The organism is Pedococcus soli (assembly GCF_054782575.1).
The window spans coordinates 1,470,058-1,485,400 of the sequence record NZ_BAAGSF010000004.1; the positions used below are offsets into that span (position 1 = coordinate 1,470,058).

13 protein-coding genes are annotated in these 15,343 nt (G+C 71.6%); 10 read left to right on the forward strand and 3 right to left on the reverse strand.

The window, feature by feature from the left end:
• Positions 1 to 34: 34 nt before the first annotated feature.
• The 3 genes from ACYVKF_RS13035 to ACYVKF_RS13045 form a co-directional block, all read right to left on the reverse strand.
• On the reverse strand, positions 35 to 1,879 hold the full coding sequence (locus ACYVKF_RS13035) for a right-handed parallel beta-helix repeat-containing protein (RefSeq protein WP_460966879.1): 1,845 nt from the start codon (positions 1,877 to 1,879) through the stop codon (positions 35 to 37).
• 300 nt (positions 1,880 to 2,179) lie between these two features.
• Positions 2,180 to 2,950 carry a CDP-alcohol phosphatidyltransferase family protein gene (locus ACYVKF_RS13040; RefSeq protein ID WP_460966881.1) on the reverse strand — a complete coding sequence of 257 codons (771 nt, stop codon included), beginning with the start codon at positions 2,948 to 2,950 and terminating at the stop codon, positions 2,180 to 2,182.
• Entirely contained in the window at positions 2,950 to 3,423 is a 474-nt protein-coding gene (locus ACYVKF_RS13045) for an adenylyltransferase/cytidyltransferase family protein (RefSeq protein ID WP_460966883.1), read from the reverse strand. Before ACYVKF_RS13045 ends, ACYVKF_RS13040 begins: the two co-directional genes overlap by 1 nt.
• Before the next feature lie 278 nt (positions 3,424 to 3,701).
• Here ACYVKF_RS13045 and mfd point away from each other — a divergent pair, with 278 nt between their 5' ends.
• The 10 genes from mfd to ACYVKF_RS13095 form a co-directional block, all read left to right on the forward strand.
• On the forward strand, positions 3,702 to 7,319 hold the full coding sequence (mfd, locus tag ACYVKF_RS13050) for a transcription-repair coupling factor (RefSeq protein ID WP_460966885.1): 3,618 nt from the start codon (positions 3,702 to 3,704) through the stop codon (positions 7,317 to 7,319).
• A 16-nt stretch (positions 7,320 to 7,335) separates the two neighbouring features.
• Complete coding sequence (locus ACYVKF_RS13055; RefSeq protein WP_157598529.1) at positions 7,336 to 7,866, forward strand: hypothetical protein; 531 nt, start codon at positions 7,336 to 7,338, stop codon at positions 7,864 to 7,866.
• A 7-nt stretch (positions 7,867 to 7,873) separates the two neighbouring features.
• On the forward strand, positions 7,874 to 8,875 hold the full coding sequence (locus ACYVKF_RS13060; protein WP_460966888.1) for a nucleoside triphosphate pyrophosphohydrolase: 1,002 nt from the start codon (positions 7,874 to 7,876) through the stop codon (positions 8,873 to 8,875).
• Positions 8,876 to 8,938: 63 nt separating this feature from the next.
• Positions 8,939 to 10,138 (forward strand): carbohydrate kinase family protein, encoded by a 1,200-nt coding sequence (locus ACYVKF_RS13065; protein ID WP_460966890.1) that lies wholly within the window; start codon positions 8,939 to 8,941, stop codon positions 10,136 to 10,138.
• On the forward strand, positions 10,135 to 11,064 hold the full coding sequence (locus ACYVKF_RS13070) for a pseudouridine-5'-phosphate glycosidase (protein ID WP_056916586.1): 930 nt from the start codon (positions 10,135 to 10,137) through the stop codon (positions 11,062 to 11,064). Before ACYVKF_RS13065 ends, ACYVKF_RS13070 begins: the two co-directional genes overlap by 4 nt.
• A 158-nt stretch (positions 11,065 to 11,222) precedes the next feature.
• Complete coding sequence (eno, locus tag ACYVKF_RS13075) at positions 11,223 to 12,512, forward strand: phosphopyruvate hydratase (RefSeq protein WP_056916587.1); 1,290 nt, start codon at positions 11,223 to 11,225, stop codon at positions 12,510 to 12,512.
• 29 nt (positions 12,513 to 12,541) lie between these two features.
• Positions 12,542 to 13,153 (forward strand): FtsB family cell division protein, encoded by a 612-nt coding sequence (locus ACYVKF_RS13080; protein ID WP_157581496.1) that lies wholly within the window; start codon positions 12,542 to 12,544, stop codon positions 13,151 to 13,153.
• Positions 13,150 to 13,743: a DUF501 domain-containing protein gene (locus tag ACYVKF_RS13085; RefSeq protein ID WP_082580844.1), complete on the forward strand. Its 594-nt coding sequence runs from the start codon at positions 13,150 to 13,152 to the stop codon at positions 13,741 to 13,743. The genes ACYVKF_RS13080 and ACYVKF_RS13085 overlap by 4 nt, the downstream gene beginning before the upstream one ends.
• Positions 13,740 to 14,714 (forward strand): Ppx/GppA phosphatase family protein, encoded by a 975-nt coding sequence (locus tag ACYVKF_RS13090; protein ID WP_460966893.1) that lies wholly within the window; start codon positions 13,740 to 13,742, stop codon positions 14,712 to 14,714. The genes ACYVKF_RS13085 and ACYVKF_RS13090 overlap by 4 nt, the downstream gene beginning before the upstream one ends.
• 54 nt (positions 14,715 to 14,768) lie before the next feature.
• On the forward strand, positions 14,769 to 15,343 hold a 575-nt coding region (locus ACYVKF_RS13095), incomplete at its 3' end, for an MlaD family protein (protein ID WP_460966895.1).

Consider the following 15,343-nt stretch of genomic DNA (forward strand, 5'->3'; position numbering starts at 1 on the left):
GTTCCTCAGGACGTGGACGTCACGCTGCGGACGGTCAGCGGCCCCAGACCCCGACCTTGCGGGCGCCGGTCGGGTGACCGCTCAGGGCGGCGAGGTCGGCCGGGAGGGCCACCGCGATCGCGGCCCCCTTGGTCGCCGCGGCCGACGACAGCCGGCCGCCGAGGGTGACGACCGCGGACGTGTCGTAGGCGACGCTGGAACGGTCCTGGCCCGTGGACTTCTGGAACGGTGCCAGCGCCGTGTAGACGTACGGGTTGACCTTGCCGCTGCTCCACACGTGCGTCCACGTCGGCGTCGAGGTGGAGGTCCGGTTGAAGATGTTGCCGGCCGAGGTGACGCCGATCTGGGCGGCGCTGCGCTTGAACGTGTAGTCCTCGACGCAGGTCAGGCAGTTGCCGCCCTTGGACAGGCCGATGACGTTGTTGCGGATCTGCACCGGGCCGAGGACCCAGGTCATCGTCGGGTCCGGGTTGGGGCGACGCGGGTCGTGGCCCCAGCTGGTGTTCGAGGCGAGGCGCGAGTCCTGCACGATGTTGAGTTGGCGGCTGTTGCCCACGACCGTGTTGTTCCAGATCCGGACGTTGCTCGTGTTGTTGACCTTGATGCCGTTGCCGGTGTTGTTGCTGATCAGGTTGTCGACGACGGCGGCGAGCGAGGAGATCTCGAGGAAGACGCCCGTGCCCTGGTTGCCCACGACGTTGTTGCGGACCAGCCGCATGTCGTAGACGGACTGGTCGGCCCAGAACCCGTGGCCGTAGTTGTCCGAGATCGTCGTGTCGGCCACCGTGATCGTCCGGAGCCGCCCGACCTTGATGCCGCCCGAGACCGGCGCAGTGTTGAAGCGCTCGGCGTTGTTGCCCGTGATGCGGCTGTAGAGGACGCGGAACCGGTCGGCCGTGGCGGCGTGCACGCCGAGCAGCCCGCTGTTGGTGACCGTCACCCGGTTGAACAGGATGTCGGAGGTGATCGCGGCGACCCCGGTGGTGGCCATCTGGTCGATGACCACGTTGGCCAGGGCGATGCGCGGCGACTCGAGGGTCACGGCGCCCATGTGCCAGACGCTGTTGCCGAAGCGGCGGATGCCGAAACCACGGATCAGCACGTTCGGCGCGCGGACGGACATCGCCTTGGCGATGTCGGTGCCGCGCATGGAGGCGCCGGACGGGTCGCTGCCGACGTACAGCTGCGAGGTCTTGGTGTCGAGGTAGAAGGTGCCCTCCTTGACGAGGGAGAGCGACTTCACCTGGCGCTGCGAGACGCCGTTGCGGAAGACCATGTCGGGGTGCGCGGCCATGGGGTAGGCCGCGTTGACGAACTGCCAGCCCGGGGCGGTCCCGTCGGGCGCGCCCTTGGTGTACGTCGGGCTCGCGTCGAACCGCGGCGTCCAGCCGCTGTGGCGCCAGACCGACCCGACCTTGGTCCAGCCGCTGACCGGCACGCTGCCGTCGAGCCAGGCCGCCTCGTGCGGGTAGTTCTGCAGGGTCACGGAGCGGGTGATGGTCACGCTCTCGTGGTAGGTGCCGCCGCGCAGGACGACGGTGCCGCCGGACGGGGCCAGCGCCAGGCCGCGGGCGATGGTGCGCACCGGACGGCTGAGCGTGCCCGCCGCGGCGTCGTTGCCCGACGGCGAGACGAAGACCGAGCCGCTGGGCACCGGGTAGTGGGCGACCCCGACCCCGACCGAGCCGCTGGCGTCTGCCTTGCGGGGGCTGGTCGCCGCCGAGGCGGACGGCTGGTCGCCGGACGGGGACCACGGGGTGATCCCCGCGACCAGCGCCAGGGTGACGGCGGCGACCAGTCCGACGCGCGCGGACCGCCGGGGGGTGCGGTCCGTGGTGCGTGGGCTGGCGGTGGGGGACGTGCTGGACGTGTCGTTCATGGAGAACCTCTCGAGACGGCCCCCCGCCGGTGATTTCGCCCAGATAAGCACCGGTCGTCGGTTCTTGTCATCCAGCTAGACGAGTTCTTTACTCATCTACCAGACGTAGGGACTAGTACTGATTACGTAGACGCAGGACTAGTCCGTTCGGACCTCGGGTCGCCGAGAAGGGTGTCGTTCAGGCGCAGATCGACCCCGTGGAGGTATTGCGCCGGGGCTCGCTCCTGGTGCCTGCGCACCAGAGCGGCCGGTGCCGGACCGCCGCACCGGGACGTCTCGACAGGTGAGACGCTTTCGGGGTCAGGCCGACGTGCGAGCCCGCTCGGCGCGGGCGAGGTCGCGGTACCACTTGGGCAGGGCCGCCGCGAGCAGGAGGATCCCGGCGACCGCCAGGAGCGAGTACGCGACGGCGAACGGGGTGTGGAACCCGAGCAGCACGAACGTCACGCAGAGCAGGCCGTAGTCGAGCGGGAGCACGAGCAACGAGGCGAGCACGGGCGGGCGGCCCTGACCGCCCTGCTGCACCTCGGGCACGAGGGCCTTCGGAGGGCGCAGCTGGTCGCTGAGGATCTTGGTGAAGAAGTAGACCGACGCCTGGATGCTGAAGGCGATCGGCACGAGCAGCGCCCAGTCCGGGACGTCGTAGGAGCGGTACCAGCACAGCAGCACGGCCACGTGCAGCGTGGCGACCTTGGCGCAGTCGATGACGTGGTCGAGCCACTCCCCGGTGACGCTGCCGCTGCCGCGCATGCGGGCCAGCTGCCCGTCGGCGGAGTCGAGCGCGTAGCCGAGGGCCAGCAGGAGGGCCACGACGACGCCGGTCAGCACGGTGGGGGTGGCCGCCACGAGGACCACGATCCCGGTCATGGTGGTCAGGCCGGAGATGATGGTGACCTGGTTGGGCGTCAGCCCGAGCAGGAAGGCTCCGACGGCCAGCCGCCGGCCGACCGGGCGGTTGACCCACCGGGAGTACCCGGGGGCCCCGCGGTTGGACTTGCCCGCGGACGCCGACAGCTCCCTGGCCCGGGCCCGGCGTGAGTCCAGGCCGCCCTGAGCGACGTAGTCGGCCATCAGGACGCGGACTCCTCGAGGGCTGCACGGAGCAGGGTGCTCGAGGTCTGGATCGTGTACGGGAAGTACGCGACCTCGACGCCGACGGCGGAGAAGTCGGACTCGAGCTGACGACCCTTGACCGTGCCGCGCCAGTCGTCGCCCTTGAAGATCACGTCGAACGGGTGCTCGCGCCAGACGTCGAGCTTGCTCGGCTGGTGCTCGACGACGACCTCGTCGACCAGGGTGATGTGCTCGAGGATCGCGACGCGCTCGGCCAGCGGGATGACCGGGTACTTCGCCTTCGCCCGGTAGGCCTTGTCGTCGGTGACCACGCCGGCGATGAGCCAGTCGCACTGCTCGCGCGCCGCTCTGAGGATGTTGAGGTGCCCGATGTGGAAGAGGTCGAAAACCCCTGGGACGTAACCGCGCACGCCACTGTTGTGGAGCTGTCCGGTCTGCTGCGGCTGCCTCAGCTGTCGTCGATCACTCATGCTCTTCCCTCTCACGCGTCCCCCATTGCCACGTGCCGCGTTGCACCGTTCGACCATCCTCGGTTCCGTGCGCGCCGATTGGATCATCCAGATGCAGTAGTGAAGTGCCCGACGTGGGGCGGAGTGTCCTGCTCCGACCCGGATGACCGCCGCTGCGTCCGAGGCGCCTGCGCCGGCGTCGCTGGTGTCCGAGCCGGTCGTTAGGCTGGGAGCCCCCCATCGGCACCAGCCGTGGGGTGTTCGTGCTGTCCCCGCACCGCCCGCCAGGAGCCTCGCCCATGACCCTCGCCCCGCTGCTCGACGCACTGGCCACCGACCCCGGTGTCGCCCGTGCGCTCGCCGCTGCCCGCGCTGGCGAGCTCGCCGTCGACGTGTCCGCCCCCACCGGGGCCCGTCCGGCCCTGGTCGCCGCCCTCGCCCGGGAGGCCGGTCGGCCGCTGCTGGCCATCACGGCCACCACCCGGGAGGCGGAGGACCTCGTCGCCGCCCTCGGGTGCTTCACGGACGCCAACCGGGTCGCCGACTTCCCGGCCTGGGAGACCCTGCCGCACGAGCGGCTCAGCCCTCGCAGCGACACGGTGGGCAAGCGGCTCGCGGTCCTGCGCCGGCTGCGCCACCCCGACCCCGACGACGCCACGTACGGCCCCCTCGACATCGTGGTCGCCCCGGTCCGAGCGGTCCTCCAGCCGGTGTCCAAGGGGCTGGGTGAGCTGCGCCCGGTCGCCCTCAAGGCCGGGGACGAGGCCCCCCTCGAGCGCGTCGTCGAGGACCTCGCGGCTGCGGCATACACGCGCACCGACCTCGTGGAGCGCCGAGGTGAGTTCGCGGTCCGCGGCGGGATCCTCGACGTCTTCCCGCCGACTGAGGACCACCCGGTCCGCGTGGAGTACTGGGGCGACACGATCGAGGAGATCCGCTGGTTCAAGGTCGCCGACCAGCGCAGCCTCGAGGTCGCCGAGCACGGCCTGTGGGCGCCGCCGTGCCGCGAGATCCTGCTCACCGAGGCGGTGCGTGCGCGGGCGGCTGCGCTGCTCGACCAGCTGCCCGGCGCGGCCGACCTGCTGGGCAAGCTCGCCGAGGGCATCGCCGTGGAGGGGATGGAGTCGCTCGCGCCGGCCCTCGTCGACGGCATGGAGAGCGTCCTGGACACGCTGCGCGAGGGCACTGCGGTCGTGGTCTGCGACCCCGAGCGAGTGCGCACCCGCGCCCACGACCTCGTCGCCACGTCCCAGGAGTTCCTCGACGCCGGGTGGGCCAACGCCGCTGCCGGCAACGCCGTGCCCATCGACCTGCAGGGCATCCTCGGCACCGCCTCGTTCTGGAGCCTCGCCGACCTGCGTGAGCACGCCGCCTCCTCCCGTATGCCGTGGTGGGACCTGGGCCCGTTCGTCGCCGACGAGGAGCTTGCCGACGACGACGCCACCGTCGTCAACACCGGCCTCGAGGAGGCGCCGCGCTACCGCGGGTCCACCCCGGAGGCGGTGGCCGACCTGCAGCGGTGGGTCGGCGACGGCTGGCGCGTCGTCGTCGTCACGGAGGGGCCGGGCCTCGGTCGCCGGGTCGCGGAGGTGCTCGCGGGCGAGTCGGTGCCGGCCCGTCCCGACGCCGACCTGTCCGACCTGACGCCGGGGATCGTCCACCTGACGACCGGCTCTGTGGGTTCGGGGTTCGTCTCGCCCGGCGGGCAGCTGGTGTTCCTCACCGAGACCGACCTCACCGGCACGCCGGGTCAGGGTGGCTCGACCAAGGACATGCGGAAGATGCCGTCGCGGCGACGCAACCAGGTCGACCCGCTCCAGCTCAAGCCGGGTGACTTCGTCGTCCACGAGCAGCACGGTGTCGGCCGGTTCGTCGAGATGGTGCAGCGCACCGTCGGCGGCGCGACCCGCGAGTACCTCGTGCTCGAGTACGCCCCGTCCAAGCGGGGCCAACCCGCCGACCGGCTCTACGTGCCCACCGACCAGCTCGACCAGGTCACCCGCTACGTCGGGGGCGAGCAGCCGACGCTCAGCAAGATGGGCGGCAGCGACTGGCAGAAGACCAAGGGCAAGGCGCGCCGCTACGTCAAGCAGATCGCGGCCGAGCTCATCCAGCTCTACAGCGCCCGCATGGCCACCTCCGGGCACGCGTTCGCACCGGACACGCCGTGGCAGCGCGAGCTCGAGGACGCCTTCGCCTACGTCGAGACGCCCGACCAGCTCAGCTCGATCGACGAGGTCAAGGCCGACATGGAGCGCACCGTGCCCATGGACCGGCTGATCTGTGGCGACGTCGGCTACGGCAAGACCGAGATCGCGGTCCGCGCGGCGTTCAAGGCGATCCAGGACGGCAAGCAGGTCGCGGTGCTCGTGCCGACGACGCTGCTGGTGCAGCAGCACTTCCAGACGTTCTCGGAACGCTACGCGCCGTTCCCCGTGACGGTGAAGGCGCTGTCGCGCTTCCAGTCCGACAAGGAGGCGCGCGAGACGATCGCGGGCCTCGCCGACGGCTCGGTGGACCTCGTCATCGGCACGCACCGGTTGCTGTCCAAGGAGATCCGTTACAAGGACCTCGGACTGGTCGTCATCGACGAGGAGCAGCGGTTCGGTGTCGAGCACAAGGAGCAGCTCAAGGCGCTGCGCACGGCGGTCGACATCCTCGCCATGTCGGCCACCCCGATCCCGCGCACCCTGGAGATGGCCGTCACCGGCATCCGCGAGATGTCGACGCTGGCCACCCCGCCCGAGGAGCGCCACCCCGTCCTGACCTACGTCGGCGCCTACGACGAGAAGCAGATCGTCGCCGCGATCCGGCGCGAGCTGCTCCGCGAGGGCCAGGTCTTCCTCGTCCACAACAAGGTGTCGAGCATCGAGCGCGCGGCGAGCCGGATCCGTGAGCTGGTGCCCGAGGCCCGCGTCGCCACCGCCCACGGCAAGATGGGCGAGCACAAGCTCGAGGAGGTCGTCGTCGACTTCTGGGACAAGAAGTTCGACGTCCTCGTCTGCACGACGATCGTCGAGACCGGGCTCGACATCTCCAACGCCAACACCCTGATCGTCGAGCGCTCCGACGTCCTCGGCCTCTCCCAGCTGCACCAGCTGCGAGGCCGCGTAGGCCGTGGCCGGGAGCGGGCCTACTGCTACTTCCTCTACCCGCCCGAGAAGCCGATGACCGAGACGGCCCACGACCGGCTCCAGACTATGGCCAGCCACACCGACCTCGGCTCCGGCATCCAGATCGCCATGAAGGACCTCGAGATCCGTGGCGCGGGCAACCTGCTCGGGGGCGAGCAGTCGGGCCACATCGCCGGGGTCGGCTTCGACCTGTACGTCCGGCTCGTCGGTGAGGCCGTGGCCGAGTTCCGCGGCGACGGGGAGACCGCCCCGACCGAGATCAAGATCGAGCTGCCGGTCGACGCCCACCTCCCGCACGACTACGTCCCGGGGGAGCGGCTGCGCCTTGAGGCCTACAAGAAGCTCGCCAGCGTGGTCGACGAGGCCCAGCTCGGCGAGATCGAGGCCGAGCTCGTCGACCGCTACGGGGCGCTGCCCGAGCCGGTCCGCAACCTCATGGAGGTGGCTCGGCTGCGCACCGTGGCGCGGGCCGCGGGCGTCGCCGACATCTCGCTGCAGGGCAACTACGTGCGGTTCGGTCCGGTCGAGCTGGCCGAGTCGGCGCAGCTGCGGCTGCAGCGGCTGTACCCCAAGTCACTGGTCAAGGACGCAGTGCATACGATTCTCGTGCCGAAACCGACGACGGCGAGGGTGGCTGGCAAACCGCTGCGTGACACGGCAGTCTTGCAGTGGGCCAGTGACCTGATCCGCGCCGTCATGCTGGGCAGCGTCGCCGACGCCGCCCGGGTCGGCTCGGTGGGCACGACCGGCGCCCGTGAGGGTACGGTCTCGGCCAGAAGATGACGAGAGAGGGAAGTCTGTGAAGGTTCGTCCGACAGCTTTGCGCCAGGTCCTGCGTGGTTCGTTCGTGGCGCTCGCGACGGCCGGGGTGCTCGCCGTGTCCGGCTGTGCCACCGCCGACACCGCAGCGGTCGTCGACGGCCACCGGATCACCGAGCAGGACGCCCAGGAGGCCTCCCGCCAGATCCTCGCCGCGCAGCCCGACTCGGGGATCACCACCTCGAGCGCCGTGGCGAGCCTGATCATGGCGGGCTTCATCAACACCGTGGCCGACGAGTCCGGCAAGGGCCTGTCCGACTCGGCCGCCCGCACCGCCATCGCGGCCATCCAGGACCCCGCTCCCGCCACGCTGGAGCTGGTCAGGGCGAGCCTGGCCTTCAACCAGATGACGCAGGAGGAGCAGGGCAAGGCCGTCGCCCTCGCCTCCAAGGCCGACATCACCATCAACCCCCGCTACGGCACCTTCGACCCGAAGAAGATCAGCTTCGACCCCAGCACGCCCAACTGGATCAAGGCCGAGCCGCAGCCTGCCGCCACCCCGCAGGGCTGACCGGGCGGTGCCCGGCCGCCTCACCCTGCTCGTCGGGAGCCCGCGGATCGCTCCCGGGCTGTTCACCCGCGTCGCCTGGCAGACCCTCGACGCGGCCACCGTCGTCCTCGCCCGTGAGGCCGACGAGCCGCTCGCCGATGCCGTCCTGCAGGCCGGGTTGGAGGTCACCCACCTCGGAGAGGTCTCTGCTCCGGCCCTCGCCCGCGACCTCATGGACCGCGCTGCCACCGCCGACGTCGTCTGGGTCGCCTCCGCCGACGGCGACCCCGGCCTGACCGATGCCGTCGCCTCGGAGGTCTCGCGGTTGGGGGAGCCGCCGGAGGTGGAGGTGCTCGTGGCCTCGTGGGACGTGCCCGGCTCCCGCCTGCTCGACGTCGTCGCCGTGATGGACCGGCTGCGCTCGCCCGGTGGCTGCCCGTGGGACGCCGAGCAGACCCACGAGTCGCTCGTGAAGTACCTCATCGAGGAGTCCCACGAGGCGGCCGAGGCGATCGAGTCGGGCGACCGCGACCACATCCGCGAGGAGCTCGGCGACGTGCTGCTCCAGGTCGCCTTCCAGTCCCGGGTCGCGCAGGAGCACGCGAGCGAGCCGTTCGACATCGACGACGTCGCCGGCACCCTTGTCGAGAAGCTCGTTCGCCGGCACCCGCACGTATTCTCCGACGGCGACGCCAGCACGCCTGCAGAGGTCGAGGCGACCTGGGAGCAGATCAAGGCCGCCGAACGCGCTGCCAAGCCGGCCGACCCGGGCCACCCCGGTGGGGAGGGCGGGCACGAAGGGCTGCTGCACGGCATACCCCGGTCGTTGCCCAGCCTGCTCGCTGCCGAGAAGGTCCTCGCGCGCTGGGAGCGGGGCGGCCGTGGGTCGTTGCCCGAACCGGACGGCGGCATCGGTGCGGAGCTGCTCGCCCTCGTCGCGCGTGCCCGGGCGCTGGGGGTGGACGCGGATGCCGAGCTGCGGCGCGCCCTGCGCGACCTCGACGCCGAGGTTCGTGCCGACCGCACCTGATCGTGACTCTCATCGGCGTTTCCGGCTTCTTTGGAATACCGAAGATCCTTTAGTATTCCAAGCATGAGCCTGACCCAGCGCGAACGGGACATCGTCGAGCTGCTGCGTGCGCAGCCGATGCTCGACGCCGCCGGCATCGCCGAGCGCCTCGGGGCGACCAAGGCCGCGGTGTCCGTGCACCTGTCCAACCTCACCAAGAAGGGCGAGATCCTCGGTCGGGGGTATGTCGTGCGGTCCGAGGCGCAGTCCGTGGTCGTGGTGGGCGGCGCGAACATGGACGTCAAGGCGCACTCCACGGAGCCCGCGCAGCTGCACACGTCCAACCCGGGAGCCGCCGTGACCACCCCCGGTGGCGTGGGGCGCAACATCGCCGAGAACCTCGCCAGGCTCGGCAGCCCGACCCACCTCGTCGCGCCGGTCGGGCGGGACGCGTTCGGCGAGCAGGTGCTGGCCATGACCAGGGCGGCCGGTGTCCTCGTCGACCACATGATCATCAGCGAGGGCAGCACCGGCACCTACCTCGCCGTCATGGACGCCACCGGCGAGCTGCTCGTCGCCGTCTCCAACATGGCCATGACCGACCGGCTGACCGTCCGCCAGCTCGGAGCCGCGCGCGACCTCATCACGCACGCCGACCTGCTCGTGGTCGACGGCAACGTCCCCCAGGCGCCGGCCGCCTGGCTGCTCGACTTCGCCGCGGCGGTCGGGGTCCCCGTCGTCATCGACCCGGTCAGCGTCGCCAAGGCCCGCCACCTCGTCACCATGCTGTCGCCGGAGCGACCGCTGCTGGCCCTTACCCCGAACCTCGACGAGCTCTCCGCCATGGTCGGGGAGCCGGTCGCCCAGACGCGGGCCGCGATCGCGCGGGCAGCGAAGGTGCTGCACGCGCTCGGCGTGCAGCACGTCTGGGTGCGTCGTGGCACCCGGGGCAGCCTGTTGAGCAGCATCGGCGACGACGGACGCAGCACCGTGACGCTGCTGCCCGCGCCGAGCGTGCCGGTCGTCGACGTGACGGGCGCGGGCGACTCGATGACGGCGGCCTTCGTCCACGCCATCCTGCGCGGCGACAGCCCGGCCGACGCGGCCCGGTTCGGCCAGATGGCCGCCGGCCTGACCGTGTCGAGCTCGGAGACGGTGCGCCCCGATCTCACCCCGCGTCTCGTCGACGCCGAGCTCGCAGCCGCGTCCCCCCACCTCACACCTGCCACCCCGTCCAGCACCGCCGGCGCCCGGAGGCGTCGTCCCACCAAGGAGCACCGATGACCACCCCCCACCACAGCCTGCGTCTCAACGCCGAGGTCACCGACGCACTCGCCTCCGGCCGGCCCGTCGTGGCCCTCGAGAGCACGATCATCAGCCACGGCATGCCCTACCCCCGTAACGTCGCCATGGCCGTCGAGGTCGAGCAGATCATCCGTGACGGCGGCGCCACGCCCGCGACGATCGCGGTCCTCGACGGCGTGCCGCGCATCGGCCTCGACCGCGACGAGCTCGAGACCCTCGCGACGCACCCCGACGTGTCCAAGGTCAGCCTGCGCGACCTGCCGCACGTGATCGCCCGCCGGGCGCACGGTGCCACGACGGTGGCGGCCACGATGCGGCTGGCCGCGCTCGCTGGCATCCGGGTGTTCGTGACTGGTGGCCTCGGTGGGGTCCACCGCGGTGCCGAGCACAGCTTCGACATCTCTGCCGACCTCACCGAGCTGGGGCAGACCGATGTCGCGGTGGTCAGCGCCGGGGTGAAGTCGATCCTCGACATCGGCCTCACCCTGGAGACGCTCGAGACCCTCGGGGTGCCCGTCGTCGTGCACGGCAGTGACGAGTTCCCCTCGTTCTACTCGCGGTCCAGCGGCCATGGCGCGCCGCTGCGGGCCGACTCCGCGGACGAGCTCGCCGCCATGATGGCCGCGAAGTGGGACCTCGGCCTGGCGGGAGCGATCGCCATCGCCAACCCCGTGCCCGCGGACGAGGAGATCCCCGCCGACGAGATCGGGGTGCTCATCGACCAGGCGCTCGCCGAGTGCGACGAGCGCGGCATCCACGGCAAGGACATCACGCCGTTCCTGCTCGGGCGCATCGTCGAGCTGTCGGGTGGCCGCTCGCTCGACACCAACATCGCCCTGGTCAGGAACAACGCCCGCCTCGGCGCCGCGGTCGCCGTCGCCCACCAGCGCCTCACCTCGGCCTGACCCCGGCCTGACCCCGCCCCCGGGCGCTCGGTACGGCGCGCGGTCACCGCGCGCCATACCGTCCATCCTGCGGGTCGGTCGACGATGGGGGAGGGGGCAGCGGGTAGCCTCGTCGGGTACCCCTCCGACCCTGGTTTCGAGCACTGATGGAGATGTCTGTGGCCACCATTGACGCAGTAGGCGCCCGCGAGATCCTCGACTCACGAGGCAACCCGACGGTCGAGGTCGAGGTGGCTCTCGACGACGGCACCATCGCCCGCGCAGCCGTGCCCTCGGGCGCCTCCACCGGCGCCTTCGAGGCGTCCGAGCGTCGTGACGGCGACAAGTCCCGCTACCTCGGCAAGGGTGTCGAGAAGGCCGTCGACGCCGTGCTCGACGACATCAACCCCAAGCTCGTCGGCTACGAGGCCAGCGAGCAGCGGATCATCGACCAGGTCATGCTCGACCTCGACGGCTCCGACAACAAGTCCAAGCTCGGCGCGAACGCGATCCTCGGCGTCTCGCTCGCCGTGGCCAAGGCAGCGGCCGAGTCCTCCGGCCTGCCGCTGTTCCGCTACGTCGGTGGCCCGAACGCGCACGTGCTGCCCGTCCCGATGATGAACATCCTCAACGGTGGCAGCCACGCCGACTCGAACGTCGACATCCAGGAGTTCATGATCGCCCCGATCGGCGCCGACACCTTCAAGGAGGCGCTGCGCTGGGGCACCGAGGTCTACCACTCGCTCAAGAGCGTCCTCAAGGAGAAGGGCCTGGCCACGGGCCTGGGCGACGAGGGTGGGTTCGCCCCGAACCTCGAGTCCAACCGCGCCGCCCTCGACCTGATCCTCGAGGCCATCGAGAAGGCCGGGTACCAGGCCGGCACCCAGATCGCCCTGGCCCTCGACGTCGCCGCGAGCGAGTTCCACAACGAGGACGGCACCTACCAGTTCGAGGGTGCCGCCAAGACCTCGGCCGAGATGGTCGACTACTACGCCGACCTCGTCGACAGCTACCCGCTGGTCTCCATCGAGGACCCGCTCGACGAGGAGGACTGGGACGGCTGGAAGGCCATGACCGACCGCCTCGGCGACCGCGTGCAGATCGTCGGCGACGACCTGTTCGTCACCAACCCCGTGCGCCTGCAGCGCGGCATCGACTCGCGGACCGCGAACGCCCTGCTGGTCAAGGTCAACCAGATCGGCTCGCTCACCGAGACCCTCGACGCCGTCGACCTCGCGCACCGCAACGGCTACCGCTGCATGATGAGCCACCGTTCCGGCGAGACCGAGGACGTCACCATCGCCGACCTCGCGGTCGCCACGAACTGCGGCCAGATCAAGACCGGTGCCCCGGCCCGGTCCGAGCGCGTCGCCAAGTACAACCAGCTCCTGCGCATCGAGGAGGAGCTCGACGACGCCGCCCGCTACGCCGGTGTGGGCGCCTTCCCGCGCTTCACGCCCCAGGCCTGACGGCGCCGGACGGATCGATCGAGGACACCATGGCAGGAACGGGACACGGGACGAGCGGGTCGGGCAAACCGGCTCGTCGCCCCGCCGCGCCCCGGGCAGGGGCGACCGCGCGGAACACCACGCGCGGCACCTCCGCCCGTCCGGGAGCCGGGCCGGGACGCTCGCGCGCCACTGCCTCGGGCGCGGTCCGCAAGGCCGCGTCGGCCCAGGTGGCCACCGAGCGCAAGGCCTCGCGGACGGTCCTGCGCGGCGTGGTGCTCGCGACGATCCTCGTCCTGCTCGCCGTCACCCTCGTGCCGACGCTGCGGTCCTACCTGCGCCAGCAGGGTGAGATCGACGCCCTCAACGAGGGTGTCGGGCAGCAGCGCACCGAGGTGACCGCGCTGCAGAAGGAGCAGGCTCGCTGGAACGACGACGTGTATGTCGTGCAGCAGGCCCGTGAGCGCCTCAAGTTCGTCAAGGTCGGGGAGAAGTCCTACACGGTGATCGACGGCAAGCCGTCGGCCAAGGCGCTGCCCGGGGTCGCGAAGGCGCCGGCGGCCTCGAGCGACCACCCCTGGTACGGCCAGCTGTGGGAGTCGGTGCGCGTCGCCGACGCCGGCCCGGCGGCGAACACCGCCTCCGTCCCCGCGAAGAAGTGAGCGCGCAGCCCACGGCCGAGCGCCCCACGCCGGCTGACATCGCCGCGGTCGACGTCCAGCTCGGACGGGTGCCCCGCGGGGTCGTCGCCGTCGCCCACCGGTGCGCGTGCGGCCGGCCCGACGTGCTCACCACCGAGCCGCGCCTGCCGGACGGGACGCCGTTCCCCACGACCTTCTACGCCACCTGCCCCAAGCTCACCGGTGCCATCTCGACCCTGGAGAGCCAGGGGGTGATGAAGGAGATGTCCGACCGCCTCGCCGCCGACGAGGAGCTCGCGAGCCGGTATGCCGCGGCGCACGAGGACTACCTGCGGCGCCGGTACGAGCTCGGCCGGGTGGAGGAGATCGAGGGCATCTCCGCCGGTGGCATGCCCACCCGCGTGAAGTGCCTGCACGTCCTCGCGGCGCACTCCCTGGCCGCCGGTCCAGGGGTGAACCCCCTCGGCGACGAGACGCTGGCCCTGCTCGGCGACTGGTGGGCCAGCGGTTCGTGCGTCCCCGACGCCACCGACGCCACAGGCGGCACCGGAGCAGCCGACGCCGCTGAGGGCGCCGATGCAGCCCACGCCTCCGAGGGTCAGAGCGCGTGACCCGCGTGGGGGCGGTCGACTGCGGCACCAACTCGATCCGCCTGCTCGTCGCCGACGTCAACCCCTCGACCGGTGCGCTCACCGATGTCCTGCGCACGATGGAGGTCGTGCGGCTCGGGTACGGCGTCGACCGGACCGGTCGCATTGATCCCGAGGCGATGGAGCGGACCCTGGCGGTGGCGCAGGAGTACGCCGACCAGTGCCGGGAGCTCGGCGCCGAGCGCGTGCGGTTCGTGGCGACCTCGGCGTCCCGGGACGCCTCGAACGCCGACGAGTTCGTCGCCGGTGTCCGGACGGCCTTCGCCCACTACGGCATCGCGCCGGAGGTCATCTCGGGCGACGAGGAGGCTGCCCTGTCGTTCCGCGGGGCCACCGGTGACCTGCGCGCCGCGGGCATCCCGGGGCCCTACCTCGTGGTCGACCTCGGCGGCGGCTCGACCGAGCTGGTCCGCGGTCACGACACGGTCGAGTCCGCCCGGTCGGTCGACGTGGGCTGTGTGCGCCTCACCGAGCGCCACCTGCGTTCCGACCCGCCGACCGCGGCCGAGGTCGCGGCCGCGACGGCGGACGTCGACGCCGCGATCGACCTGGCGCGGGAACGGGTCGAGCTCGACGGGGTCGCCACCCTGGTCGGGCTCGCCGGCAGCGTGACGACCGTGACCGCCCATGCCCTGGGCCTCACCAGCTACCAGCCCGACCGCATCCACCTCGCCTCGTTGTCCAGCGCGGCGGTGCTCCGCGCCTGCGACGAGCTGCTCACGATGACCCGCGCGGAGCGCGCGGCTCTCGGCTTCATGCACCCGGGGCGCGTCGACGTGATCGGGGCCGGGGCCCTGGTCTGGCGCGAGGTCGTGCGCCGCACGGCCGAGCTGGGCGTGGACCGCGTCGTCACCTCCGAGCACGACATCCTCGACGGCATCGCCCTGTCGGTGGCCGAGGCCGAGGCCGGGAACGGACGAAACCGGACGTAACCTCTGCCCGCCCCGCTCGTTGCCACGGTGTCGTACATCACGCAACGAAGGGTGGTGAGGACGGTCGACGTCGAGCGCACCCGACCGGTCCAGGACCCGGCTCTGGCAGACCCCGGGCGGCTCTCCGCTGCCCGCCTGCCGACCACCCCGCGCTCGCCCCTCGGCCCCGCCACCGGTGGGCTCGCCCGCCTCAGCGACAGGACGTACGGAGTCGCCTTCCTGCTCGTCGTCGGCCTCCTCCTGTCCCTGTCGGTCGCGTCGTACGCCCAGGTCTTCACCCCCGTGGTCCGGGTCACGCTCGAGACCGACCGCATCGGGTCGCAGCTGCAGACGGCCGCCGACGTGAAGATCCGGGGGGTCATCGTCGGGCAGGTCCGTTCGATCGAGAGCACCGGGGACGGCGCCCGCCTCGGGCTGGCGCTCCAGGCGGAGCTCGCCGAGCTCGTGCCGGCCAACGTGCACGCCCGGCTGCTCCCGAAGACCTTGTTCGGCGAGCGCTTCGTCGACCTGGTCCCGTCGGCCCAGCCGTCGGCCCCGATCAGGGCGGGGGACGTCATCACGCAGGACCGGTCGAGCGTGGCGATCGAGCTGGAGAAGGTGTTCGCGGACCTGTTGCCGTTGTTGCGGGC

What these genes read in the sequence shown, in the direction of transcription:
- ACYVKF_RS13035 (WP_460966879.1), bottom strand. Translation starts at nt 1,879, where the DNA reads ATGAACGACACGTCCAGCACGTCCCCCACCGCCAGCCCACGCACCACG.
- ACYVKF_RS13040 (WP_460966881.1), bottom strand. Translation starts at nt 2,950, where the DNA reads ATGGCCGACTACGTCGCTCAGGGCGGCCTGGACTCACGCCGGGCCCGG.
- ACYVKF_RS13045 (WP_460966883.1), bottom strand. Translation starts at nt 3,423, where the DNA reads ATGAGTGATCGACGACAGCTGAGGCAGCCGCAGCAGACCGGACAGCTC.
- mfd (WP_460966885.1), top strand. Translation starts at nt 3,702, where the DNA reads ATGACCCTCGCCCCGCTGCTCGACGCACTGGCCACCGACCCCGGTGTC.
- ACYVKF_RS13065 (WP_460966890.1), top strand. Translation starts at nt 8,939, where the DNA reads ATGAGCCTGACCCAGCGCGAACGGGACATCGTCGAGCTGCTGCGTGCG.
- ACYVKF_RS13070 (WP_056916586.1), top strand. Translation starts at nt 10,135, where the DNA reads ATGACCACCCCCCACCACAGCCTGCGTCTCAACGCCGAGGTCACCGAC.
- ACYVKF_RS13080 (WP_157581496.1), top strand. Translation starts at nt 12,542, where the DNA reads ATGGCAGGAACGGGACACGGGACGAGCGGGTCGGGCAAACCGGCTCGT.